This is a genomic window from Caecibacteroides pullorum (assembly GCF_019239235.1).
In the GTDB taxonomy this organism is placed as follows: domain Bacteria; phylum Bacteroidota; class Bacteroidia; order Bacteroidales; family Bacteroidaceae; genus Bacteroides; species Bacteroides pullorum.
Map to the genome: position 1 here is coordinate 1 of NZ_JAAZTS010000028.1, position 24,496 is coordinate 24,496.

The 24,496-nt window shown below is 45.9% G+C and carries 20 protein-coding genes and 3 tRNA genes; 11 read left to right on the forward strand and 12 right to left on the reverse strand.

Going from position 1 to position 24,496, the window contains the following annotated elements:
- The first annotated feature begins 133 nt into the window (after window positions 1-133).
- From HF894_RS13215 to HF894_RS13250, 8 genes are all read left to right on the forward strand, one after another.
- Window positions 134-958, forward strand: coding sequence for a DUF4595 domain-containing protein (locus tag HF894_RS13215; RefSeq protein WP_204972969.1), 825 nt, complete (start codon window positions 134-136; stop codon window positions 956-958).
- A gap of 363 nt (window positions 959-1,321) precedes the next feature.
- Entirely contained in the window at window positions 1,322-1,843 is a 522-nt protein-coding gene (locus HF894_RS13220; RefSeq protein ID WP_204972971.1) for a hypothetical protein, read from the forward strand.
- 229 nt (window positions 1,844-2,072) lie between these two features.
- On the forward strand, window positions 2,073-2,630 hold the full coding sequence (locus HF894_RS13225) for a SanA/YdcF family protein (protein ID WP_204972981.1): 558 nt from the start codon (window positions 2,073-2,075) through the stop codon (window positions 2,628-2,630).
- Window positions 2,631-2,875: 245 nt separating this feature from the next.
- Window positions 2,876-2,948, forward strand: a tRNA-Arg gene (locus HF894_RS13230).
- A gap of 195 nt (window positions 2,949-3,143) precedes the next feature.
- On the forward strand, window positions 3,144-4,628 hold the full coding sequence (locus HF894_RS13235) for a sulfatase family protein (protein ID WP_246593247.1): 1,485 nt from the start codon (window positions 3,144-3,146) through the stop codon (window positions 4,626-4,628).
- A 22-nt stretch (window positions 4,629-4,650) separates the two neighbouring features.
- A complete protein-coding gene (locus tag HF894_RS13240; RefSeq protein WP_204972986.1) occupies window positions 4,651-7,305 on the forward strand; it encodes a sugar-binding domain-containing protein in 2,655 nt (884 codons plus the stop codon).
- Window positions 7,306-7,343: 38 nt separating this feature from the next.
- The gene (locus tag HF894_RS13245) at window positions 7,344-10,712 is read left to right on the forward strand and encodes a glycoside hydrolase family 2 TIM barrel-domain containing protein (RefSeq protein WP_394369855.1); all 3,369 of its coding nucleotides are present in this window, start codon (window positions 7,344-7,346) and stop codon (window positions 10,710-10,712) included.
- Between the two features lie 97 nt (window positions 10,713-10,809).
- A complete protein-coding gene (locus HF894_RS13250; protein ID WP_246593246.1) occupies window positions 10,810-13,359 on the forward strand; it encodes a polysaccharide lyase family 8 super-sandwich domain-containing protein in 2,550 nt (849 codons plus the stop codon).
- 213 nt (window positions 13,360-13,572) lie between these two features.
- Here HF894_RS13250 and HF894_RS13255 read toward each other — a convergent pair whose 3' ends face one another.
- The 5 genes from HF894_RS13255 to HF894_RS13275 form a co-directional block, all read right to left on the reverse strand.
- Window positions 13,573-14,004, reverse strand: coding sequence for a DUF6078 family protein (locus HF894_RS13255; protein ID WP_075317898.1), 432 nt, complete (start codon window positions 14,002-14,004; stop codon window positions 13,573-13,575).
- 125 nt (window positions 14,005-14,129) lie between these two features.
- On the reverse strand, window positions 14,130-14,717 hold the full coding sequence (locus HF894_RS13260) for a metallophosphatase domain-containing protein (RefSeq protein ID WP_204972988.1): 588 nt from the start codon (window positions 14,715-14,717) through the stop codon (window positions 14,130-14,132).
- 30 nt (window positions 14,718-14,747) lie between these two features.
- Window positions 14,748-16,007: an MBL fold metallo-hydrolase RNA specificity domain-containing protein gene (locus HF894_RS13265; protein WP_204972990.1), complete on the reverse strand. Its 1,260-nt coding sequence runs from the start codon at window positions 16,005-16,007 to the stop codon at window positions 14,748-14,750.
- A gap of 3 nt (window positions 16,008-16,010) precedes the next feature.
- Window positions 16,011-16,946 carry a hypothetical protein gene (locus HF894_RS13270; RefSeq protein ID WP_204972992.1) on the reverse strand — a complete coding sequence of 312 codons (936 nt, stop codon included), beginning with the start codon at window positions 16,944-16,946 and terminating at the stop codon, window positions 16,011-16,013.
- A gap of 37 nt (window positions 16,947-16,983) precedes the next feature.
- Complete coding sequence (locus tag HF894_RS13275) at window positions 16,984-17,889, reverse strand: helix-turn-helix transcriptional regulator (protein ID WP_204972994.1); 906 nt, start codon at window positions 17,887-17,889, stop codon at window positions 16,984-16,986.
- Between the two features lie 215 nt (window positions 17,890-18,104).
- On the opposite strand from HF894_RS13275, the gene HF894_RS13280 reads away from it, so the two are divergent.
- Window positions 18,105-18,602, forward strand: a complete 498-nt coding sequence (locus tag HF894_RS13280) for a hypothetical protein (RefSeq protein ID WP_204972996.1) — start codon at window positions 18,105-18,107, stop codon at window positions 18,600-18,602.
- Window positions 18,603-18,729: 127 nt separating this feature from the next.
- On the opposite strand, the gene HF894_RS13285 is transcribed toward HF894_RS13280, so the two are convergent.
- From HF894_RS13285 to HF894_RS13300, 4 genes are all read right to left on the reverse strand, one after another.
- Window positions 18,730-18,802: transfer RNA gene (locus HF894_RS13285), tRNA-Gly, on the reverse strand.
- Window positions 18,803-18,810: 8 nt separating this feature from the next.
- A tRNA-Tyr gene (locus tag HF894_RS13290) sits at window positions 18,811-18,893 on the reverse strand.
- 64 nt (window positions 18,894-18,957) lie between these two features.
- Window positions 18,958-19,449, reverse strand: coding sequence for a 6,7-dimethyl-8-ribityllumazine synthase (gene ribH, locus HF894_RS13295; protein ID WP_075317882.1), 492 nt, complete (start codon window positions 19,447-19,449; stop codon window positions 18,958-18,960).
- 153 nt (window positions 19,450-19,602) lie between these two features.
- Window positions 19,603-20,286, reverse strand: a complete 684-nt coding sequence (locus tag HF894_RS13300) for a tetratricopeptide repeat protein (protein ID WP_204972998.1) — start codon at window positions 20,284-20,286, stop codon at window positions 19,603-19,605.
- 161 nt (window positions 20,287-20,447) lie between these two features.
- Here HF894_RS13300 and recF point away from each other — a divergent pair, with 161 nt between their 5' ends.
- Window positions 20,448-21,560, forward strand: a complete 1,113-nt coding sequence (recF, locus tag HF894_RS13305) for a DNA replication/repair protein RecF (protein ID WP_204973001.1) — start codon at window positions 20,448-20,450, stop codon at window positions 21,558-21,560.
- Window positions 21,557-21,847: a DUF721 domain-containing protein gene (locus HF894_RS13310; protein WP_021846415.1), complete on the forward strand. Its 291-nt coding sequence runs from the start codon at window positions 21,557-21,559 to the stop codon at window positions 21,845-21,847. Before recF ends, HF894_RS13310 begins: the two co-directional genes overlap by 4 nt.
- 5 nt (window positions 21,848-21,852) lie before the next feature.
- Here HF894_RS13310 and HF894_RS13315 read toward each other — a convergent pair whose 3' ends face one another.
- From HF894_RS13315 to HF894_RS13325, 3 genes are read right to left on the reverse strand one after another with little or no spacing between them, the layout of a single operon-like run.
- Window positions 21,853-22,383: a 5-formyltetrahydrofolate cyclo-ligase gene (locus tag HF894_RS13315; protein WP_204973003.1), complete on the reverse strand. Its 531-nt coding sequence runs from the start codon at window positions 22,381-22,383 to the stop codon at window positions 21,853-21,855.
- The gene (locus tag HF894_RS13320) at window positions 22,298-24,028 is read right to left on the reverse strand and encodes a S41 family peptidase (RefSeq protein WP_204973005.1); all 1,731 of its coding nucleotides are present in this window, start codon (window positions 24,026-24,028) and stop codon (window positions 22,298-22,300) included. The genes HF894_RS13315 and HF894_RS13320 overlap by 86 nt, the downstream gene beginning before the upstream one ends.
- Before the next feature lie 34 nt (window positions 24,029-24,062).
- On the reverse strand, window positions 24,063-24,494 hold the full coding sequence (locus HF894_RS13325) for a deoxycytidylate deaminase (RefSeq protein ID WP_204973007.1): 432 nt from the start codon (window positions 24,492-24,494) through the stop codon (window positions 24,063-24,065).
- Window positions 24,495-24,496: the final 2 nt, after the last annotated feature.

Sequence of the window (24,496 nt, forward strand, 5' to 3'; positions counted from 1 at the left end):
CTGTTCGACAAGACTAATTTCAATGATGTCAAAGATCTAAATGATCCCCTGATTCCGGGGCTTTTTGATTAATTGTTTAACTCGTCCCATTTTAACGGGACACTAATGAAATTTAATATTAAATAAAAGACTAATGAAAAGATTAAGATTTATTGAGACGGCTCTAGTAGCCATGATTTTGAGTGTAAGTTTCTTGGCTTGTTCTAATGATAATGAGAATAAACCTGAGGATGACAACAATAGTCCTGAAACTGAATTAAAACTGACTGAATTGGTATGGAACGATGGTAGATGTTTTAAACTGTTTTATGACAAACAACAACGCCTTTACAAAGTTGAAGAATATACAGAATCTGGTTATTTAGAAGAAACTGGTATCATTGAATATAATGAAAATACTATCGTAGTGACAGCTTCCTTTCCCAATATAAGCAATCGTAAATCTATTGATATTTGTTCTCTCAATTCAGAAGGATTGATAGTTAAAACTGTCTCTACAGAAATCTATCCAAATGGACAAGAAGATAGTTACACAGAAAAATATGCATACGATAAAAATCAACAGCTTATTGGCATTCAAAATACTACATATAATACCGAAGTATATATTACATGGGAGAACGGTAATCTTATAGCTGCAAACAGAAATGATTACATGAATAAATACAATAATACTTATAAATATACGACTATACCATCTTCAAAAGGATTCTTCGTATTTTACGATGATGTACTTATAGATATATTTCACGACATAGACTACCTAAATCTACTTGCAAACTGTGGATATTTCGGTAAAGTACCACAGAATTTACTTGCATCAATAACTATAATAAATGACTCAGAAGACACTTACACATGGAGCCTATCTTATCAATTTGGGGAAGATGGTTATGTAACCGAAATATCAGGAACGGAAGATAATAAAACATATCCTGCAAAACTCACATGGGATTAATAATAACCATATATGATTTGACTACAGATTTTTAAACAAAAAATATTGACACAAAAGTGCCTATATTTTACAGATTAGTTATTGGCTATAATCTTAATGCTTGAACCCAATGAATTATCAATGATAATCATACTCTTAAATGGGAAAAGAGTTGATTCACCAATTTCTAACAAATAAATATCACATATTAAACTATGTAACAGCATTTGTGCAAAACATGCATAAATGCTGTTTTTTATCTGTTTCATTATTCTTTTCCTTTAATGGGATAGTCTAAAGTGTTCTTCTTGAGTAAATTCTGTATTTATAGTGAAAATTCAAAAAACGCCACTAATAGAGAGATATTAAAATCAACATTAACAAATGAAAACTAGGTTTCTAATTCTTACGGTAATAATAGCTTTATCAGCTTACAGTATGGAGCAAGACAAAGCAAAACTGGATTCCATTATTGATACTGCCATGCAATTAGCAGACACTATTGGCACACGTAAAACGCTTAATGAAATTCGTTTTAATGGTTGGGAAAGAAGTGAGTGGTTGGATAATGAATATATTCGTACCTTGCGTAAATACTTGGATGATTACAATAGTGGGAAAGTATGCAATGCAAAATTAGACCCTTACAAAGAGCAAATAAAAGGCCAGTTTGTGATTTATGATATTACCCCTTATATATTGGGAGGTGCATATATTAGAATCACATTCCTTGATATGCCCAATAGAGTGTTTAGTAGTTGGGTATATAGTAATGTAGATGAAAAGAAAGAGATTGTAGAAAGCTATGAATTTCGCTCTATCAGCATAGAGGAAGAAACAACAGACATGACTAAAGAAGATATACTGCAAGCTATAAAAGAAATGGATGGACTAAAACTTTGGTAAATGAAATATTTATCCGTCCAATTTTTCTTCCTGTTCCTCTTAAAATGAGTTGTAGAATATGCTGAAAAATAGACATAAAACATAGAGTACCTTTTTTGAAGATATTCAGTTTTATAGGAAGTATTCAGAAAAAGTACCTAACATATACAAGCCACAATAAATTTATTCATTCATGCGTAAAGTCTTTTTAAAAAGGATTATCCAATCAGTCACCATAATGCTTATAACAATGATAATTGCCATTGTGTGCTGTCATTGCATCATTATGTTCAGTGCCAAAAACAGATGCTACGATAACCTGTCCGACCTCCCCTTTCATGAGTATGGTCTGTTACTGGGTACTTCACCCGTCACCCCACAAGGTGAGCACAATTACTATTTCGACACACGCATACAAGCGACGGCTGAATTATATCATCACGGAAAAATCAGACGGATTATAGCAAGTGGTGGTAATTACATAGATCAGGGTGGTTGCAATGAGTTGACAGCCATGCGGGATTCTCTGATTGCATATAACATTCCTGACAGCGCAATTATTTTAGACTATCAAGGTACACGTACTCTTTACTCTATTCTACAGGCTAAAAGAATCTGTGATCCCACAAACATAACCATCATTTCTCAGAAATATCACAATGAACGAGCTATCTATCTTGCGAGGCATTACGGATTAGAAGCAGTAGCCTACAATGCCAAAACACCTGATATATGGAACAAAAGACTTAAGAATGAATTACGGGAATACCTTGCACGAGTGAAAGTATTCATTGATTTGATAAATTAAAATAGAAGTCGGAATGTGGGTGCAACAAACACTCTAATTTATGAATTTATTCCAGTAAATAGGAAAAAGTAAGTGCAATCATGTAAACAATATGACATTATCATTGCATGAACCCATAAGAATAATTATCTTTGCAATAAGAACGGTTGTTGACTAATTGTTGACTAATTCATTCTTAATAGAGTTTTTTAAATAGTTGATACTGCTTCATAATAGCATGATAATGAGCTGATTAGTTTTGTAAAGGCCTGGTAGCTTAGTGAATAGAGCGTCAGATTCCGGTTCTGAAGGTCGTGGGTTTGAGTCCCACCCGGGTCACAAACAAAAAATCCGCTGGTAACAGCGGATTTTTTGTTTGCGGCTTTTAGAGAGTTCTGTGTAAATGTTATTGTGTATAGCTTTTTCTTTTCTTGTTTGTACTTCCTTTTTTATTAAAGAATAAAGATTATATTTGCATATATTTATAAAGCATTACTTAATACCATGAAATTCAATACTATTTTCCTTTCAGGAATGGCTTGTTCGTTCGGACCTTTCTTTGCTGTTGCCCAGCAGGCGGCTAAACCGAATGTGGTAGTTATCATGGCCGACGATATCGGTTACGGTGACTTGAGTTGTTATGGAGAAAAGACCATCCATACCCCCAATGTGGAGAAGTTGGCCGATGGAGGCGTGATGTTTACGGATGCCCATTCAGTGGCTGCCACCAGTACACCTTCGCGTTATTCTTTTCTGACCGGGCATTATGCTTGGCGGCGTTCGGATACGGGAATAGCGCCGGGTGATGCGGGTATGATTATCCGTCCGGAGCAATATACGGTGGCCGACCTGTTCAAGGAGGCTGGCTATGCGACGGCAGCTGTAGGGAAGTGGCACCTGGGCATGGGTGACAAGACCGGAGAACAGGACTGGAACCGGCTGATAGAACCGGGATTGAAGGATATCGGTTTCGATTATTCCTACATTATGGCTGCTACGGGTGATCGTGTTCCCTGTGTATGGGTGGAGAATGGCAAGGTGGTCAATGCCGACCCCAATGATCCCATCTATGTCAGCTACAAGGAACCTTTTCCCGGCGAGCCTTTGGGCAAGACCCATCCGGAACAGCTGACGGTGATGAAGCCGAGTCCCAATCATGGACACGATCAGGCCATTGTTAACGGAATTTCCCGTATCGGTTACATGAAGGGAGGCAAGAAAGCGTTGTGGAAGGACCAGGACATCAACGACAGTATTGTGGCCCATGGCATTGCTTTCATGGAACAGCACAAGGATGAGCCTTTCTTCCTGTATCTGGCCACTAACGACGCTCATGTACCCCGCGTGCCGCATCCGCGTTTTGCAGGCAAGAGTGGCATGGGGCCGCGTGGGGACGCCTTGATCGAGTTCGACTGGACGGTAGGCCAGGTGGTGGCTACACTGGAACGCTTGGGCATACGCGAAAATACTCTGATAATCCTGACAAGCGACAATGGTCCTGTAGTGGATGACGGATATCAGGACCGTGCGGTGGAATTGCTGGGCGAACATCGGCCTTGGGGGCCTTTCAGAGGGGGAAAGTACAGCAACTTTGAGGCTGGTACCCGTGTACCTTTCATCGTGAACTATCCGGGCAAAGTAAAGAAGGGTGTGTCAAAGGCCTTGGTTTCGCAGATTGATTTTCTGGGGACGATGGCTGAATTCCTGCAGACCAGTCTGACGAAAGAACAGATGAAAGACAGCAATGGCCAACTGGATGCCTGGTATGGCAAGGACCGCAAGGGGCGTGATTATGTGATTGAATATGCCGGAGCCTTGTCGGTGTCCGACGGCGAATGGAAATACATCTATCCCAACCGTAAGAGCGCTTACAATAAACTGACGAATACGGAATTGGGTAATGCGCCTGCCGAGCAGTTGTACTATCTGAAGAAAGATATGGGTGAACAGGTCAACAGAGCCGAACAGAATCCAGATAAGATAAAGGAACTGAAGGCTTACCTGGAGGCTGTACGTTGAACAATAGGTTATGTGTTTTATTATGAGAAAACTGATTCTTTTTATTATATGTGTGCTGGTGGGAATCCACGGATATGCCGGCATGGCCCGTTTCTCGACAGCCGGTTTTTACGAATTGCCGAATACCGGGCGTGAGGCCTATTCCTTGAATCAGGCCTGGCGGTTCTGGAAAGGTGAAGCGGATGGAACGCCATACGCTGTGGACTATGACGATACAGATTGGGAGGTTGTTTCGGTGCCTCACGGTTTGGAATATCTGCCGGTGGAGGCCAGCGGTTGTGCCAATTATCAGGGAGTGGCCTGGTATCGGAAACATTTCACCCCGGCCGACAGCCTGAAAGGCAAGCAGCTGTTTGTACACTTTGAAGGCATTATGGGCAAAAGCGAGGTGTATGTGAACGGCAGTCTGGTAAAAAAACACTATGGTGGCTATCTGCCAGTTATCGTGGACCTAAGCACGCTGTTGAAGTTCGGCGAAGAGAATGTGATAGCCGTGAAAGCCGACAACAGTGACGACCCTACCTATCCGGTCGGCAAGGAGCAGAGCATGCTCGACTTCACTTATTTCGGAGGTATATACAGGGACTGCTGGCTGGTGGCTCACAATGATGTGTTCATCACGAATGCCAATTATGAGAACGAGGTGGCCGGAGGCGGTCTGTTCGTGTCGTACGACAAGGTATCCGAAGCGCAGGCCACTGTCAACCTGAAGGCCCATGTACGCAATGCGTCGGGAAAAAACTGTCGCGTGACGGTTTGCTTTGCACTGAAGACTCCACAAGGAAAGGTGGTGAAGGAGACCGAGAAGAAACTGTCGTTGAAGAACGGAAAGGCTGCTCATACGACCGCTTCTATGGTGGTGGGTTCTCCATCGTTGTGGTCTCCGGAGTCGCCTTATCTGTATCATCTGGATATACTGGTCAAGGATGCTTCGGGACGTGTGATAGACGGATACCGCCAGCGTATCGGTATCCGCAGCATTGAATTCAAGAAGACGGAAGGCCTGTGGTTGAATGGGAAACCGTACAAGGGCAAGATTATGGGTACCAACCGCCATCAGGACTTTGCTGTGCTGGGTAATGCACTGCCCAACTCACTGCAGTGGAGGGATGCCAAGAAACTGCGTGACGCGGGTCTGAAGGTTATCCGTACCCATTATGTCATTGATCCTGCTTTTATGGATGCATGCGACGAACTGGGTCTGTTTGCTTTGGTCGAAGTACCGGGATGGCAGTTCTGGAACAAGGAACCGATATTTGCCGAGCGTATCTATTCGGATATTCGCAATATGATACGCATCCATCGCAACCATGCTTCGCTGTTCTTCTGGGAACCGATTCTCAACGAAACCCATTATCCCGAAACGTTTGCCAAAAGGGCGTTGGAGATTTGTGGTGAAGAGTATCCCTATCCTTATAGCATAGCCGCTTGCGACCACGGAGCGGCCGGTGACCAGTATTACGACCTGCTGTTGCGTCCCATCGAGTCCAAGCTTCGCAGTGACAAGACTTATTTTATCCGTGAGTGGGGCGACAACGTGGACGACTGGAATGCCCAGAACTCCGACAGCCGTGTGGCCCGCGGGTGGGGTGAAGTTCCGATGCTGCTTCAGGCCGAACATTATGCGAATCCGTCCTATCAGAAAGACTTCCCCATTTTGTGCTATGAGTCTATTTGTCAGAAACCTGCCCAGATTGTGGGAGCTTGTTTCTGGCATTCGTTCGACCATCAGCGCGGATACCATGCCGATCCTTTCTACGGGGGTATCATGGATGCTTTCCGCCAGCCCAAGACTTCCTATTACATGTTCATGTCGCAGCGTGAACCTGTGAAGAGTGACTTACAGGCCGATAACGGACCGATGGTCTATATCGCTCACGAACTGACACCTTTTTCACCGGAGGACATTACGGTTTACTCCAACTGCGACGAGGTGCGGCTCACAGTGTTCAAGGGCGGAAAGACCTATACTTATAAGAAAGATCCCAACCATAAGGGTATGCCTTCATCGATTATCAAGTTTGCGGATGCTTTCCACTTCATGGAGTGGAAGGCGAAAGCCCGTGCCGGCAAGCAGAACGACGCTTATCTGCTGGCCGAGGGACTGATGGACGGCAAGGTAGTGGCTACGCACAAACGTTATCCTGCGGGGCAGGCCGATCATATCCGCCTGCGCCTGGACGACGAAGGTCTGCGGTTGGAAGCTGACGGATCGGATGTCGTGACGGTGATAGCCGAAGTGGTGGACAAACGTGGAACGGTGAAGCGCCTGAACAACTCCATCATCCGCTTTACGGTAGAAGGCGAAGGTCGTCTGCTGGGCGGTGACGTGGCTTGTGTGAATCCGATGCCGGTGGTATGGGGTTCGGCTCCGGCCCTGATACAGGCTACCGGCCGCGCCGGAAAGATCAAGGTGACAGCTGCACTGGAAGTTCCGGGCGAAGCACGTCCGTTGGAAGGTACGCTGGAGTTTGAAAGTATACCCACCGACTGCCGTCAGATTGCGGATGAGACAGAAATGGCCGAGGTGGGCAAGTTGAAACAGACGGATGACCGGAAGACATCTGCCAGCGAACTGGAGAAAGAGAATGCGCGTCTGCGGAAGGAACTGAACCAGCTCAAGGTAAAGGAGGTGGAGAAACAGCAGACCCAATTCGGAGTAGGAATCAATGATTGATAAATTGATAATGTTGAATGAAATAAAAAAACAGTAACATGAGAAACAAGATGTTTGCATGCGTTGTCGGCTGCGGCTTGGCTCTGGCTTCGGCAGAAAGCTTTGCGGCGCAGCAGGAACAACCGAAAATGCCTTATTGGCAGGACCTTCAGACGGTATCTGTCAATCGGGAGGCGCCCCGAACGTCGTTCATGACCTATGACGACCGTGAGGCCGCCCTGAGTGGTAAATACGAGAACAGCCGCTTCTACCGGCTGCTGAACGGAACGTGGAAGTTCCTGTATTCCGATTCCCATCGCAGGCTGCCTGCCGATGTGACTTCGGCTACAGCAGACCTGGCAGGGTGGTGTGACATCCAGGTGCCGGGCAACTGGGAAGTACAGGGACATGGCGTGGCCATCTATACCAACCAGTGGTTTGAGTTCAAGGCCAGCGACCCTCAGCCGCCGCTGTTGCCCGACGATATTCCGGTGGGTGTCTACCGGCGCGAGATAGATATACCGGCCGAGTGGTTACAGACAAGAGATGTCTACCTCCATCTGGCCGGAGCCAAGTCGGGTGTCTATGTCTATATCAACGGGCAGGAAGTGGGATATAACGAAGATTCCAAGAATCCGGCCGAATTCCTGATCAATTCTTATGTAAAGCCGGGCAAGAACAGCCTGGTGCTGAAAATCTTCCGTTGGAGCACGGGTTCGTATCTGGAGTGTCAGGACTTCTGGCGTCTGAGCGGCATCGAACGCGACGTTTTCCTCTATGCACAGCCCAAGGTGGCCGTCAAGGACTTCCGGGTCGTATCGACGTTGGACGACACTTACAAGGACGGTATCTTCCGTCTGGCAGTGGACATGAGAAACCGGGCAGCCGGACAGAAATCCGTAAAGGTGGGTTACGAACTGCTCGATGCCGAAGGCCATTCGGTGGTCAATGCGGTTCAGGAGTGCAGCCTGCCTGCCGGTGGTGTACAGACTGTGGACTTCAGCACAACGCTGGCCGGTGTGAAGACCTGGACTTCGGAGCACCCCAATCTGTACAAACTGCTGATGACGGTCGAGGAAGACGGCAAGGTGACCGAAATCGTTCCCTTCCACGTCGGGTTCCGTCGCATCGAAATCAAGCAGATTGACCAGCTGGCCAAGAACGGAAAACCCTATACCGTGCTGCTCATCAACGGACAGCCGTTGAAACTCAAGGGTGTGAACATCCATGAGCACAACGAGGCTACGGGACACTACGTACCCGAGGAGCTGATGCGGAAAGACTTCGAGCTGATGAAACGCCACAACATCAATACGGTTCGTCTGGCTCACTATCCGCAGGACCGCCGTTTCTATGAGCTGTGCGACGAATACGGCCTGTATGTATATGATGAGGCCAACATCGAGTCGCATGGCATGTTCTACGACTTGCGCAAGGGGGGAACGCTGGGCAACAACCCCGAATGGCTGAAGCCCCACCTCTACCGTACGGAGAATATGTATGAGCGTAACAAGAACTATCCTTCAGTAACCTTCTGGTCGCTGGGTAATGAAGCCGGTAACGGATATAACTTCTACCAGACCTATCTGTGGGTGAAGGAACGGGAGAAAGATTTGATGAACCGTCCCGTGAACTACGAACGTGCCCAGTGGGAGTGGAATTCCGACATGTACGTGCCCCAGTATCCCAGTGCCGAATGGCTGGGTTATATCGGTGCGAACGGTTCGGACCGTCCGGTCGTTCCGTCGGAATATTCGCATGCGATGGGCAATTCCAACGGTAACCTGTGGGACCAGTGGAAGGAAATCTACAAGTATCCCAACCTGCAGGGCGGATACATCTGGGACTGGGTGGACCAGGGTATTCTGGAAACAGACGCGGCCGGCCGTCCCTATTGGGCTTATGGAGGCGATTATGGAGTGGATATGCCAAGCGACGGTAACTTCTGCTGCAACGGTCTGGTAGCTCCCGATCGCACGCCGCATCCGGCCATGGCTGAAGTGAAATATGCCCATCAGAACGTGGCTTTCGAGGCAGTGGATGCCGCAGCAGGCAAATTCCGTGTGCTGAACCGATTCTATTTTACGGATCTGAAAGACTACGACATCCTGTACGAAGTGCAGGTCAATGGAGAGACCCGCAAGAAAGGCCGTCTGAACATGGCCCTGGCACCGCAGCAGTCTGCCGAGTTCTCCATTCCGGTGTCGGGCTTCCGCCTCAAGGCTGGGACGGAATGCTTCGTGCGTTTCGGTGTGGTGACCCGCCTGGCCGAGCCGTTGGTTCCCAAAGGCTATGAAGTGGCCTGCGAGCAGTTCCGCTTGTCGGCAGCACAGCCCGAACTGGCCTACAAGGCATCGGGCCCGAAGCTGACAGACAGCCGCGAGGGCGACCGCATTGAGATTTCTTCGTCCAAAGTGCGTTTCGTGTTCGATGCGGCAGCGGGCAAGGTGACCTCCTATTGCGTGGACGGCATGGAATATGTGTCCGACGGATTTGGTATCCAGCCCAACTTCTGGCGTGCGCCCAATGACAACGATTATGGAAACAGCAACCCCAAGCGTCTGCAGATATGGAAGCAGGCCAGTCATGACTTCCGCATCAGTTCGGCTGACGTGAAGAAAGACGGTGATACCCGCATCCTGAGCGTGGTCTATGACCTGCCTACCCGGAACGAATACTTCGTGAACTACCGCATCTATCCGGACGGCGTGGTCAACGTGTCGTTGAAGTTCACTCCTACCAACGCCGCTGCTGTGAAGACCGAAGTGCTGGAAGATACCAATCTGGCAACCTATACGCCGGGCAAGAAAAAGGCAGACGGCAGTCAGCTCGAATTGCCCCGTCTGGGCGTACGCTTCCGGATGCCGGCCTCGCTGCATCAGGTGGAATACTTCGGCCGTGGTCCTGAAGAAAATTACATCGACCGCAATGCCGGTTCCATGATTGGCCGTTACACGACGACTGCCGAAGACATGTACGTCCGCTACGTGCGTCCGCAGGAGAACGGCCACCGTACCGATACGCGTTGGGTGGCCTTCTCGGACGGCAAACGGAAAGGCCTGCTGGTAGTGGCCGACAGCATCATCGGCTTCAATGCCTTGCGCAATACGGTGGAAGACTTCGACAGCGAAGAATCTTCGCATCCTTACCAGTGGCGCAACCGCTCTCCGCAGGAGATTGCGGGTAAGAATGAAGCCGAAGCCCGCAACGTCATGCGTCGCCAGACTCACGTGAACGACATTGTTCCGCGCGATTTCGTGGAAGTCTGCCTGGACATGAAGCAGCAAGGCGTGGCCGGATACGACAGCTGGGGAGCCAAGGTACAGCCGGGCTACACCATTCCTGCCAACCGCCTGTATACCTGGGGCTTTACACTGGTTCCCGTCAAGGGCGGAAACTACGACAAGGCTTTGCAGTATAAGTATTGAGAGAGAATGTAGGTGATATTCGAAGCCGGCAGCCGGATACGGACGAAGGTACGTATCGCTGCCGGCTTTGGTTTATTTATGAAAAAAACGAAAATCCATGAACAGATTGAGACTTTTAGGACTGTGGATGCTTCTGATGCCTTTGTTGGCCGTAGCATCGGAACTGAATTCTGTAAAAAAGAGGGTGGATATTGTTGTTCCTGACAGTGGGACACTTTACAATCGCATGATGGAAAAGGGAAAAGCCGAGGCCCAGTTTGCCTTCACCAACTACCGCCGCTACTATCGGGAAGCCCGCGAGCGTGTGGCCGACGAGAAGACAGAGGCCGTAGGCAAGCTCCGCGACTACTTCTCCCGCCATTCCCATCGGGCCGTGAAGCCGGTCGGTGAGGCTGAGGCAGCCCGGATGTATGCTTTGCTGGGCGAGGATGGAACCTTCTCCGACCTGAATCCGACGGAAGAGCAGTATAACCGTGAAAACGTCTGGAACCGCGGATATGCCAATACGCCCGACGACCGGGCAGGTATCTTCATCGCCGATGCGCTGAACCGTGTGTACCGCTTGGCCGAAGCCGCGCGGAGGGGCAGTCTGAAGAAAGATACCGAGTTCCTGAACCGCCTTTCACGGGCGGTGGTGCATTACGGCAATCTGGAGATAGCCCGCTCCAACGACAAGCCCCGCTTTCACGCCTCCTGCTTTGCCATCCCTACGGCAGCGGTCAACATCTATTTTGCCTGCATGGAGGAGATGGACCGGGCTGAGCGCGGAGAAGCCGGTGCCGAAGTGCGGGCGGCCTGCGACATGCTGAAGGTACTCGGCCTTCAGGCCTATACGCAACCCTTGCGCCGGGACGCTACGGACCGTAATGTAGTGTCGGTGGAACGCTTCCGCAACCACGTCTGGTGGGTAGGCGGAAATGCTTTAGCCTACCGTTCGCTGCTTCCGGTGGCCGTTATGTACAGTTCGGTGCCGATGCTCGATGTGCTGGCCGAGGTATGCCAGCGCGGCATCAGCGTCACGTCGCAGACTACCTACAGCGACGCCTTCTGGACCGAAGGCTTTACGGCCGACGGAGCCGGATGGGGACACGGCATGCAGTGCCTCATCTGGGGATATCCCATTCACGGTACATCGGCGGCGCTGGATATGCTAAAGACCCTTCGCGGCACGCCCTGGGCCAAGAACCTGAGCCGCGAGAATACCGAGGCCCTGATGACCTTCTTCCGCGGTGGAAGCTGGTATTACCGCGACGGTTACCGCCTGCCGTGCCTTGACCGCGGTTCGTATGTCTATTGCGACAAGGAGAGTGCCATTCCCTACCGCAACATGCTGCGCGACGTGGTGGATAACTGGAAGGAATCATTCACTCCCGCCGAGCAGGCCGAACTGGAACAGCTTCTGGCCGAAGTGGAAGCCAGACGTATCCGCATGGACGGATACGTCGACGGCGTCTATCAGGGTACGCGCTGGTTCTTCAACAACGACGACCTGATGAAGCACACGGCAGACTACCACCTGATGGTCAACATGGCTTCCGTGCGCTGTGACGGTCTGGAGAGTGCCGACTTTGCCGACAACTACAACTTCTATCCCACCGACGGCATGACGCTCTTCCAGCGCCGTGGCGACGAATATTTCCGCATCATGGGCGGATGGGACGTGACGGCATCGCCGGGCGTGACGGCCCGTGAGGGCATGGACCGACTGGTGCCCGTGACCAACTGGCGGGGCTATTGCAGCCGTCATAACTTTGCGGCCGGAGCAGCCGACGGCGGCGACTATGCGGCTGGCGGATATATCTTTGAGAAGATGTACGGGCCGGATAAAGAAAATCCTGACTATAAAGGTGGCCATCCGAAGAAAAACGAGCTGCTGTATGGCTTCAAGGCCTACAAGGGGTATTTTATCCTGGGCGACTATCTGGTGGCCCTCGGAGCCGGAGTCACCAACCTGGAACCGGAGCAGGAAGGAAACATACGCACGACACTGGACCAGACGGCAAGAACGTCGCCCGTGTATCTGCTGGAGAAAGGCCGGAAGAAACCGCTGCCCATGGGCGTGACGACGCTCGACGCCCGTCAGCTGAAGAATGCCTGGATTGTTCAGGAAGGCCAGTTTGCCTACCGTGCCCTGCCGAACTACCAGTCGGACTTGCACGTAGCCTGCGAGAACCGTCCTGCCGACTGGGCCAGGATGAACGAGCAGAACCGTCAGCGGAAAGACCTTCCTGCCGAAGTGCCCGTCCTGCGTCTGTGGACCGACCACGGCCGTACGCCTGTGGCCGACACCTACGGCTATGCGGTCTATCTGGGTCAGGGCGAACCAGCCCGCAAGCTTCCCTTCGAAGTGCTGCGTAACGACACGCTGGTACAGGCAGTCTGTTCCGCCGACCGCATAGTTATCGGTGCCGTGTTCTATCCCGAAGCGCCGGCTCTGGAGGCCAAGGGGCTGAAGCTGGAAGTGTCTGCCCCCTGTGCCCTTGTGCTCCGCGAGACGGAGGAGGCCTGTTTCGTCACCGTGGCCGATGCCTGTATGGACGCTTCCCTGAAGGAGATAGCTCTGAAGTGGAACGGCCGCGACATACGGATAGCCCTGCCGCAAGGAATGTATAGCGGCAAGCCGGTGACTGTGCGGATAGACAGATAATCATCCAACATTTGCTGGGAAACTGGGAATGTAACAGTCTTTCCCCGTTTCCCCTACGAGGAAACGCTCGTTCCCTTTAAAGGAAACAGATGTTCCCTTTCAATGGTAACGGTCGTTCCCTTCAATGGTAACGACCGTTTCCTTATAGGGGAAACGGAGTTCCCCCTGCGGAAACACGCGGAAACATGCCGTGAGGGTAGGGGAGCCAGTCGTTTATTCCCAGACAAAGCAGTCGGTGTAACCGTCGAAACAGTTCTCGTCCGGTGCTCCCAGCGAGCGGAGTACGGAACGTACCTGCTTCTGTTCGGCGGGCGGGAGCAGCCGGTCTCCCTTGCGCGAGGCGTAATAGTTCTTTCTTCCCATCTTTCCTATCATCCGTTCGCGGAAAGCAGCCGCCTGCTTCACCGACAGCTCGTCGATGATTCGGGCAAATCCTTTGGCATAGCGTACCTTGGCGTTGGAACAATAGTATTTGCATTTTCCCTGCGCCTGTTCGGCCATGTGTGGCACCAGCATTCGGACGAAAGCCTTGTCAGCGGGCAGGTGTTCGTAAGCGATGTGGCGCAGGCAGGTCGCAGCCTGCGGGCAGCTGGCTATGCAATGGCCGAATCCACGGGGTACTACAGAGTAATCGAAATTTTCCATGGTTTGTACGATTGGCTTCTAACTGTTCCAAAGATAAGAAAAAGTGGGCAGAAATACAACAGGTAACCGAGAGATGCAGGAGAATAAAATTGTGTTATGTATTTTCTCTACTACAATATATCAATTTACAAAACAAATATTTTTGGTTTATATTTCAATAGATGGAAATTACCTTCCATTTGAAAAGATTCATAAAATAATGCGGCATTTGAGAAGACGATTCCATGGTGTTTCTCTGTACCGTAAGCTCCATGGATATGGCCAAAATAGTGATAGCGAGGTTTGACCTCCAATATCTTTTTTTTCAAATCGGCATTTCCCCAATGGATATTATTATCCTTATCTAGAATCATAAATGGCGGTTCGTGACTGACCAATACATCTGCATCAGGAGGAATGACTTGTTCGGAATGATTGTATGCCAGTCCAAAGAATGTTATGCCTTCTATTTTACATTCACTATCCTGAAGGAAGTGAACGTTTTTCGGTAAGTCTTCAATGTCTTTTGCATCCCAAAGACATGTATCATGATTTCCTGTAACGAATATCTTGTGTTTGTAAGGAAGCGTAATGAACCAATTAAGGAAATCAAGAACTTCCTTTTCTGTACCATGTTCGGTAAAATCGCCACAATGAACAATAACATCAGCTGCTGGAAGATTAACCAGCAAATGATGTTTGTTGTGAGTATCTGATATTTGTAGGATTTTCACTGCCTGATTATAAAATAGATTACCTAAACACTATAGTTCAGCATCAGCTTCCTTATGAATGCAAATAATCCTTTTAGGGTTAATTGTTCTGATAACCTTCTCTATTGTTTTGCGGTCTGCATGCCCTGATGTATGTATATCAACTACATTATGGAACATTTCACGAAATTCCTTATACATTGGATTTACTTTGATCTGTACCGGGTCTTTGTAGTAACCATCCCACGATGAGTAAATAAGCAACGTTTCTTCTTGAGGAAGTTCATTAATAAGTCCATTGATACATTCTTTCTGTGATGAACCTGCAATCATGACCATGCCATTCCGTTTTACGCTTTTCAAAAGGCGTTGATTGTAAAATTTAGGATGGAATGAAAACAAACCATGAGAGAGTTCTCCTTCTTGATCTGTAAAGAAAGCCATTGTTTGTTTCAGAAACTTTGACCACACATACACCGTTTTACCTGCTCCATTTGCAGCTTCTGTGATTGCAGCAAGTCGCTCTATGTCTGTAGCAGAAGCAAGCACAAATACATATTTAAAAGCCCGCATCACATAAGCCATCTTGCCGGAAACATCACGTTCGTGAATACATTTGTCTTCACGTTTCAGCATGGTTCCTTCTGTAATCAGCGTATCAATATGGGTGGCATACCTTTTTAAGGTCGGAAAAAGTCCTTTGCCCATATATCCATGCTCCCGATAGTCACCAGTATGCCAGATCCGTTTGCCGTCTGCCTCTATCAGAAACATGTACGAATCATAAATGGAGTGGCAATTGAAAAATGGAGTTACCTTTATATCGCCGACTATAATACTTTTCGGAACCTTATGCGGAGCAGTCCTTTTCCAGATACATATACGTTTGAGAAGCTTACATTTGTTTTCAGCCTTTTTCTGGTTACTGTCCGCATCGTTATATTCCTCTGAAGTACAATTCTGTTTCCGCAATTCGCTCATTTTAAGTGACGCACCTTCCGATAAGAGTCCATATTTAATGGAAAGTAACTTCATGGTTCCTTCGCTCATATATTGAGGAACTTTGTCTGGAATATACTCAAACAGCCCCACATGATCCTCGTGACCATGTGTATAGAATACAGCTTCATGTTGCTTCTTGTTCTGAGAAAAAATAGCCTGAACCATTTGCTCGTCATCCTCTGGTGTAGTCGGTTCTCCACATCCAGGAAGATTCTGACCAAAGTCAATGAAAACCCTGGAAGTATCTGTAGAAATCTCTGTAATACAACCACCTATCTGATCAAGGCCTCTGTGTATCTTGATATTCATATTTTATTTAGAATAAAATTTCAATTCCTTTTTTGTCTTGATCAGATCCTTATACAACCCATATCCGCAGAAAGAAGCATTGATAAATTTGCAATCATCTGTCCAATCCTTATCCTCACATTCAATCTGAAGATTTGAGCTGTAATGATGATAGTTAGTAAGCAGGAACAGAAAATCCGGTTCAACTTCTATCTTAGGTTCAACTTCTACTTGTCGCTGCACCTTGTTACCCCAAACATCTTTTTCTGTAACCTTTTTCTCAAATAGATTATCCAACCCTTTCACAAGACCTAATTCTTTCTTCTGCTTTAGAACAAGAAGCATGTCCTTAGCCACACGGTTCACAGATTCCTGATCTTTTTTAAAAGAAAGATAGTCTTCGTAATGTTTCTTTAGTCCTGACAATGATTTAATTGCCTTATCACCTTGCTTTACTTCTATCAAAGTCAGCTGTACAATACGATTACGTGGCTTTTTATGTTTCCAACAGAAGGCTACGATGTCTACGCGGCCTTTCAAAACTTTATTATCAGCCCATTCTACATCGGCAATGAAATAATCTGTTTTGTCAGCATTCACAGACAGATTGTTTTCGTAAACCACCCTTTGCTGTATTTCCTTCTCTCCTAATTTACTGTTTTTGGTAGATTCATGAATATCTACAATATGTTTTGCATGAGCCAAGTAGTCATGCAAACCTTCAATAGAAGGTAGGATTCTCTCCGTATCAGGCGACAGATAGTATTCATCAACCAGACCTGTAAGAACTCCCTTTTCATCGACTGTAAGAACTTTCCCACCTCTATAATATATCATAACGCTATCGCCTCTCAGTTCCAGATCTAAATAAGGGTCAACTCTTACATAGTCTGTAATGGATTTCAAGTTACCGGTCTTTAGTTGTTCCAAAAAACTGCTTGAAATACTTCTTTTTTTCATAGAACTTTTGTTTTTACTTCCTTTAGGATACTGATTTCTATTCATCATGATAACGATTAAGTGTGTTTAATAATCTATTCTTGATTTCTTCTCTTAATTCTACGGGTTCCAGAACCTTTATTTTTTCACCCATTGCAAGCAGTTGACTTGTAAGTTCCGGTGTAAGATATAAGTGGTATTGGAAGTCACTGTATTGCTGATGCTTACATTCTATTTCCTCTTGGGTATGGTGAAGAGGAAGAGAACGCATGTATTCCACATGAATACCGTATGCTCTGACTATGACTTTTTGAGGCTTTAATTTGTCATTTACAAAGATTCCAACAGTATTGGAATAGTATTCCTTCGCATCGAAATTACTGGGACATCGGAATGTCTCTGTAGTAATTTCCATATTCAATGTTCTGTCCAAAGCTATATTGCGGATTTCTTCCTGTTCTTTCAGATATCCCACAATATACCAACGCTGATGGTATACCTTCATCGCATAAGGCTGAATGTTAAACGTAGCTCTACGTCCATTGAATGATTGATAGTCTATCATCAGTTCCTTATTCTGCTGCATAGCTTCAACCACCGTTTGAATATATTCAGCTCCCTTGGGAATGTCTTCAAATATAATTCTGTCCTTCATATTATGCCCGGCCTCGATCATGTTTGAGAGAGTGAATGAGTTGAGTAACCACTGACGAGTCCTGTCATTTCGCAAGGTTTCAGGAGATGATACGTAATATTCATAGGTAGAAGCATCACATGCCACTTCCACTCCGAACAGTTCAGCTATTGCATTTCTATGAACATGAAAAGTTCTTAGAGCAAGGGGCTTGCCATCACCGAGACAACTGTTTTGCCATCGGTTGTTAATTTCTTCAAAGGTTAATCGTCCATGCTGAAGCAAAGTATTCAACAACCAGATATATCGATTGAAGGTTTTACTAATCATACGAATTGTGTTATTATTTATTCTTCAAGTATTATCTGTAACATCTGTAATTTATACAATACCTTTTATTTATGCTATAAAAGTACATATAATATATGTAATAACATTGCATATGTGAATATGATTTTAATAATAGCGTAAGATATGCAGTGTTATTGCATATTGAAGGTGTTATTTTGCATTCAGAACAAATAATCATTAGTATATACAACATTATGGCAACAAAGAAAAAAGACCTTCATAGGAAGGAGGCACTCGCAAGAAAAAGAGCAATCCAGTCTCTTGAGTTTCTTACATCGTTTGGATTAAAACAGATAGATGCAGAGCATACATTTCATAAGTATGCAGTTGCAGAACTGAAAGAAATCATTGAGCTTGACCTATGCAAAGATTTATTAGAGATTAAAAAGTTAGTTGACGGTATCAAACAGCATTTTGATATGAATATCACTGAAGATAAGGGGGATCTCTGCAATAGTCCAGTGTGTATAGCTTTAGGCATTAGTCGTGTTGAGGATATCCACAATGTTAACATTCATCAAAACATGTGGAGGGACTTGTTAAACAAGAAAATCATTTCCATTTATTATCCAGATGAAATACGCAATAAGGCTGTAGGCTGGGCCAGAGAAAACGGTTATATCACATCTACTTATCTTGGACAACCAATAATTAAGTTGGGTCGGTTGTTTTTGTCGATAAAAAGGAGCTGATATGGTCCTATAAAATTTTTGGTTGACTTCTTGGTTGACTTCAACCGCATAGTTCCGTGCAGAATTAGCACCCCTTGAAAACAAAAATCAGATAGAAATCTTTCGATAACTATCTGATTCTCTTAAGAGCGGAAGACGGGACTCAAACCCGCGACCCTCAGCTTGGAAGGCTAATGCTCTATCAACTGAGCTACTTCCGCAAATTTAGTGGGCAAAGATGGATTCGAACCACCGAAGGCGTAAGCCAGCAGATTTACAGTCTGCCCCATTTGGCCACTCTGGTATTTGCCCAATCGCTCTTGATTTACTTAGTGTAGCACCTTTGTTTCTCAATCGCAGTGCAAAGATACGACTATTATTTTAAACTCCAAACAAAATCGATCATTTTTATTGCACAAATTGCACATTCATCACCTTTGTTTCCCAATCGGCCGCCTGCACGTTCTTCGGCTTGTTCCATTGTGTTGGTGGTTATCAGTCCGTAAATTACTGGTACATCGCCTTTTGCGTTCAGCTGGGCAATACCTTGGGTCGCTCCCATGCAAACGTAGTCGAAATGTGGAGTATCGCCGCGAACTACGCAGCCCAAGGCGATGACAGCGTCTACATCGGTATGGGATATGAATTGGTTGGAGCCGAATGTCAGCTCAAAGCTGCCGGGGACGGTCTTGATTCGGATATTTTCTTCTTTTGCCCCGTGTTTTTTCAAGGTAGCTACGGCTCCTTGTAGGAGGGCGCCGGTGATGTTATAGTTCCATTCAGACACAACGATGCCGAACTTCATGTTTGAGGCATCGGGCACGGAGTTGAAATCGTATTCTGACAGGTTGTGATAAGCTGTTGCCATATCTTGTCTTTTTTAGAATTGGATTGTTGAGAATTTATAGATAAAAAAGTCACGGATTACACGAACCTCACGGCGTCTTTATAGGTTGACCGTGTTTTCCGTTTAATCCGTGACTGAAATTCTTATTTAATATTAACTAAGAGGTGTAGCGGTTTATTTTTTCATCAGTTTGGCTTCTTCGATGAATTTGTCAATCTGCATAGCCTGATAAGAACGGAAATATTTGTCCTTAATAGTTGTGTAAGCTTCGATAGCTTGATCATATTTGCCTTGCTTAACAAGAATTTCACCTGCTTGTTGCAAATAAATAGGGCTTAATGTGTTGTTATCAGCTTCTTTGGCTGCTTTGAGAAGCATGTCGGCTGCCTTGTCCAGTTGTCCCAATGATGCATAACAATTGCCCATCGCACCCTTCATTGCCGGAGAAACCATTTGATCATCGCCGTCAAAACGTTCAAAAGCTTTGATGGCTTCTTCGTATTTGCCCAGATGTGCATAGCAGATACCTGCGTATGCGTTAGCCAGATTGGCTGCGTCAGTCCCGCTGAATTCGTCGGCAACTTTCAGGAAGCCTGCATAACCGATGCTATCGCCATTAAGAGCTTGTTCGTAAGCATCAGTAGTCAGGTATTCTTCTCCTTTGAACAAGGCGGCCTGTGCTTTTTCTTCACGAGGTTCTACATACAAGTTCTTGTACATGACTATACCGGCAACGATGACGATAATTGCCACTACGGCACCGATAATTGCTTTCTTGTTTTTGATGAGGAAGTCTTCCGACTGCGTCAGAGCCTCTTCCATGTTGAGGGCTTCGTTTGTTTTCTTTTGTTCTGCCATTTTTATAGATTCTTTTTTTGTTATTATTCGCTCTTTGAGATTTCGACTGGCAAAAGTAAGTTTTTTATAGCTTTCAACGAAATTTAGCGGCATCTTTTTTTGTTTTGTGTCTGAAAAGCACGAAAAACTTTCTAATTTTGCACAAGAATGTAGATGCAATTATGATACTGAAGCGAATTTCAATACTTAATTATAAGAATCTGGAACAGGTGGAACTGATGTTTTCACCGAAGCTGAATTGTTTTCTTGGACAGAATGGAATGGGAAAGACCAATCTGTTGGATGCGGTCTATTTTCTTTCTTTCTGCAAGAGTGCCGGTAATCCTATTGATTCGCAGAATATACGTCATGATGCAGACTTTTTTGTTATTCAAGGCTTTTATGAGGCGGCTGATGGGACTCCAGAAGAAGTGTATTGTGGAATGAAGCGTCGCCAGAAGAAACAGTTCAAGCGCAATAAGAAAGAGTATACACGATTGTCTGACCACATTGGTTTCTTGCCGTTAGTTATGGTTTCACCAGCTGATACAGAGCTGATAGCTGGTGGCAGTGAAGGTCGGCGTCGTTTTATGGATGTAGTCATTTCTCAGTATGATAAGGAATATCTGGATGCTTTGATTCGGTATAATAAAGCGTTGGCACAGCGTAATATTTTACTGAAGAGCGAAAAGCCAGTAGAAGATGAATTGTTTGCTGTCTGGGAGGAGATGATGGCAAAAGCTGGCGAAGTGGTTTATCGCAAACGCGAGGCGTTCGTCAATGAATTTATTCCGATTTTTCAATCGTTTTATTCATTCATTTCTCAGGATCGTGAACAGGTTGGATTGAGTTACCGTTCACATGCTCGGGATGCGTCTTTATTGGAGGTTCTGAGAGAGAGTCGCGAACGCGATCGAATTATGGGTTTTTCCTTGAAAGGAATCCATAAGGATGATTTGGAGATGTTGCTCGGAGATTTTCCAATCAAGCGTGAGGGATCACAGGGGCAGAATAAAACTTATCTTGTAGCATTAAAGTTGGCACAGTTTGATTTTCTGCATCGTGCAGGAAATACTGTCCCTTTGTTATTGCTTGATGATATTTTTGATAAGTTGGATGCTTCGAGAGTGGAACAGATTGTTAAACTCGTGGCAGGTGACAGTTTTGGTCAGATATTTATTACCGATACGAACCGTGACCATTTGGATAAGATTTTGCATAAGGTAGGAGGGGATTATCGGATGTTTCGTGTCGATCAAGGTATGGTCTTTGAAATGCAGGAGGGTGAGATATGAAGCGTAATAATGCAGAACAGATTGGTGTTCTTATCCGAAATTACCTGCGTCAAGAAAGTTTGGAATCTCCTTTGAATGAACGGCGGCTGATTAATGCCTGGCCGGAGGTTTTGGGACCTGTTATAGCGTCATATACTCGAGAACTTTTTATCAAGAATCAGGTGCTGTATGTACATTTAACTTCAGCAACACTTCGGCAAGAATTGATGATGGGACGTGAATTGTTGGTACGTAACCTGAACCGTCACGTGGGGGCTCAGGTCATTACCAATATTATTTTTCGTTGACGTGATTAATAAATCACTTCATTCATGCGTATATCAAAGTCTTCTGTTGGTACACTTTCCAGTAATTGATAAGGGAAGCAAATACCAAGTTTATAAGTGCCTACTAGAAATGGAAGCAGTCGGTCATAATATCCTTTACCACGTCCTAACCGATTGCCACGGCGGTCGAAAGCTACTCCTGGGATGATTGCTAAATCAATATCTTTTAAATTATTGAATTTTCCTTCTGTTGGTTCCTTAATGCCATATGCACCTATTGTCATCTTGTCAGTTCCTGTATATGTATATAGTTCAAGCGTATCTTTTACGACAACTGGAAGCAAAATTCGTTTGCGATTGTACCATTTTTGGATAAAGTCGTGTGTATGAACTTCATCGGGTAAGGAATAGTACAATAATACTGTTTGAGCCTTTTGGAATACAGGGTGTTTCTCTACTCGGCTTAGTATTTCATCCGATAAAAGCGTAGTGGAAGTTGTGTGCAGGGTCTTCAATTCTGCTATATACTTGCGCAGTTCTTTTTTCCCGATTATCATTTTTTTCTTCTTTAATGGTTGTTGGAGCTTTGGGGAATGCTTCTCCTCGTTCCAGTATTTCTAAGGCTTTCAACACTGTTGCATCATCACGGTTGATATAGCGGATGTATGCTTCTTTGCCTTGTATATTATAGATGATATTCCCGTATAGATTCCTTTCCAATAGTTTCCGTGATTTGTTGATCAGAAGATTACGTCTTTTAACACCTTTCTGTGCAGCGAATTGTACAAATTGTTCTACAATATTCTGCTTTTCCAGATACTTTTGCAATTCTGTCTCATCGTTGAATTGATCGAGTTTGGCACGATTGCGATCTGTATATTGGAAGGAGAATTGGATGAGCAAGCCTTTGTTGCTGACCTCCATCAGATAAGAAGTCACTCCTGTCGTATCACGCGGAACAAAGACGTCGGGCATAATGCCACCACCGCCATAGACCGGTCGTCCTAAAGACGTAGAATAGCGTAGTTTTTTGTCCAACTTCACACTGTCGGCCGAGAAGAATTCTCCATGTTCATAGCGATCTAACCAGTCCATTTCGTATTTACTGTCTTTTCCATTTTCGTATGGACGTTGGATACAACGGCCTGATGGGGTGTAATAACGTGCAATGGTCAGGCGGATGGCCGATCCATCACTAAAGTCAATAGGTTGCTGTACAAGGCCTTTGCCAAATGAACGAAGTCCTACAATGGTTCCTCGGTCATTGTCTTGAATGGCGCCTGCGAAAATTTCACTGGCAGAGGCAGATCCTTGGTCTATCAATACGACTAAGGGAATATTCTGACAACTGCCAGTTCCATTAGCGTATTCTTCCATGCGAGGATATTTGCGCCCTTGTGTATAAACGATTAGTTTACCTTCAGGCAAGAATTCATTGACCATGCGGATGGCTGCTTCCATATAGCCGCCTGTATTTTCGCGTAAGTCGATAATCATACCTTTGCAGTTCTGGTGGCTTAGTTGGGCAATTGCGTTCAAGAGTTCGACATGGGTAGTACGTCCAAACTTGCTGATTTGCACATAGCCGAAGTCGTTGCTTATCATATAAGCAGCATCGATGGTGTTTTGTGGTATGTCGCCTCGTGTGACAACAAAGTCAAGCAACTCTTTTTCTGTGATACGTTTCACACTCAGTTTCACTTGGCTCCCTTTGGGGCCTTTCAGTGTACGCATGGCTTTCTCGTTGGTCAAACCTTTACCTACGAATAGGCTGTCGTCCACCATTACAATACGGTCGCCAGCCATGAGGCCTACTTTTTCGGCAGGGCCTCCTGATACGACACTGTTGACATGAATCGTGTCTTCTTGGATGGTGAACTGGATGCCTACGCCACTGAAACTGCCTTCCAGTTCGGAATTCACTTCCTCTAGTTTTTGGGCAGGGATATAAGTGGAGTGGGGATCTAGTTCAGCCAGGATTTGCGGCATGGCATTTTCTACTAGCTTACTCATGTCCACAGTGTCAACATACTGTTCGTCGATGACGTGGAGCAGAGCGTTCAATTTGTTTGACGATCCGTTGATGATCCCCAATTTATTGCCTCCATAATGTTTGGCATAGAATGTTCCAATCAAGATACCTGCCACTACGCTGATGGCAATGATGACAGGTGTGAAGCGGGAAGAACCTTTTGTACCCATAATATCTTTACTCTTTTATCTTTAATCCTTTTTTTTATTCATTGACGGACAGGTATATGACTTCGATACCAGCTCGTTTGAGGAGGTTGATGCCATCTTCCAGACGATATTTTTCCGAGTAAACCACCCGTTTGATACCTGCTTGGATGATGAGTTTGGCACATTCGATGCAGGGAGAAGCGGTAACGTACATTGTAGCTCCGTCACTACTATTGTTGGAGCGGGCTATCTTGGTGATGGCATTGGCTTCGGCATGCAGTACATAGGGCTTGGTGATGTTATTGTCGTCCTCGCATACATTCTCAAACCCCGAGGGTGTTCCGTTATATCCGTCGGAGATGATCATCTTGTCTTTTACAATGAGGGCACCTACCTGCCTCCGTTGGCAGTAGGAATTCTCTGCCCAGATGGCAGCCATGCGTATATAGCGTCTGTCCAATGCTTCTTGTTTGGCTTTGTGGTCCATGT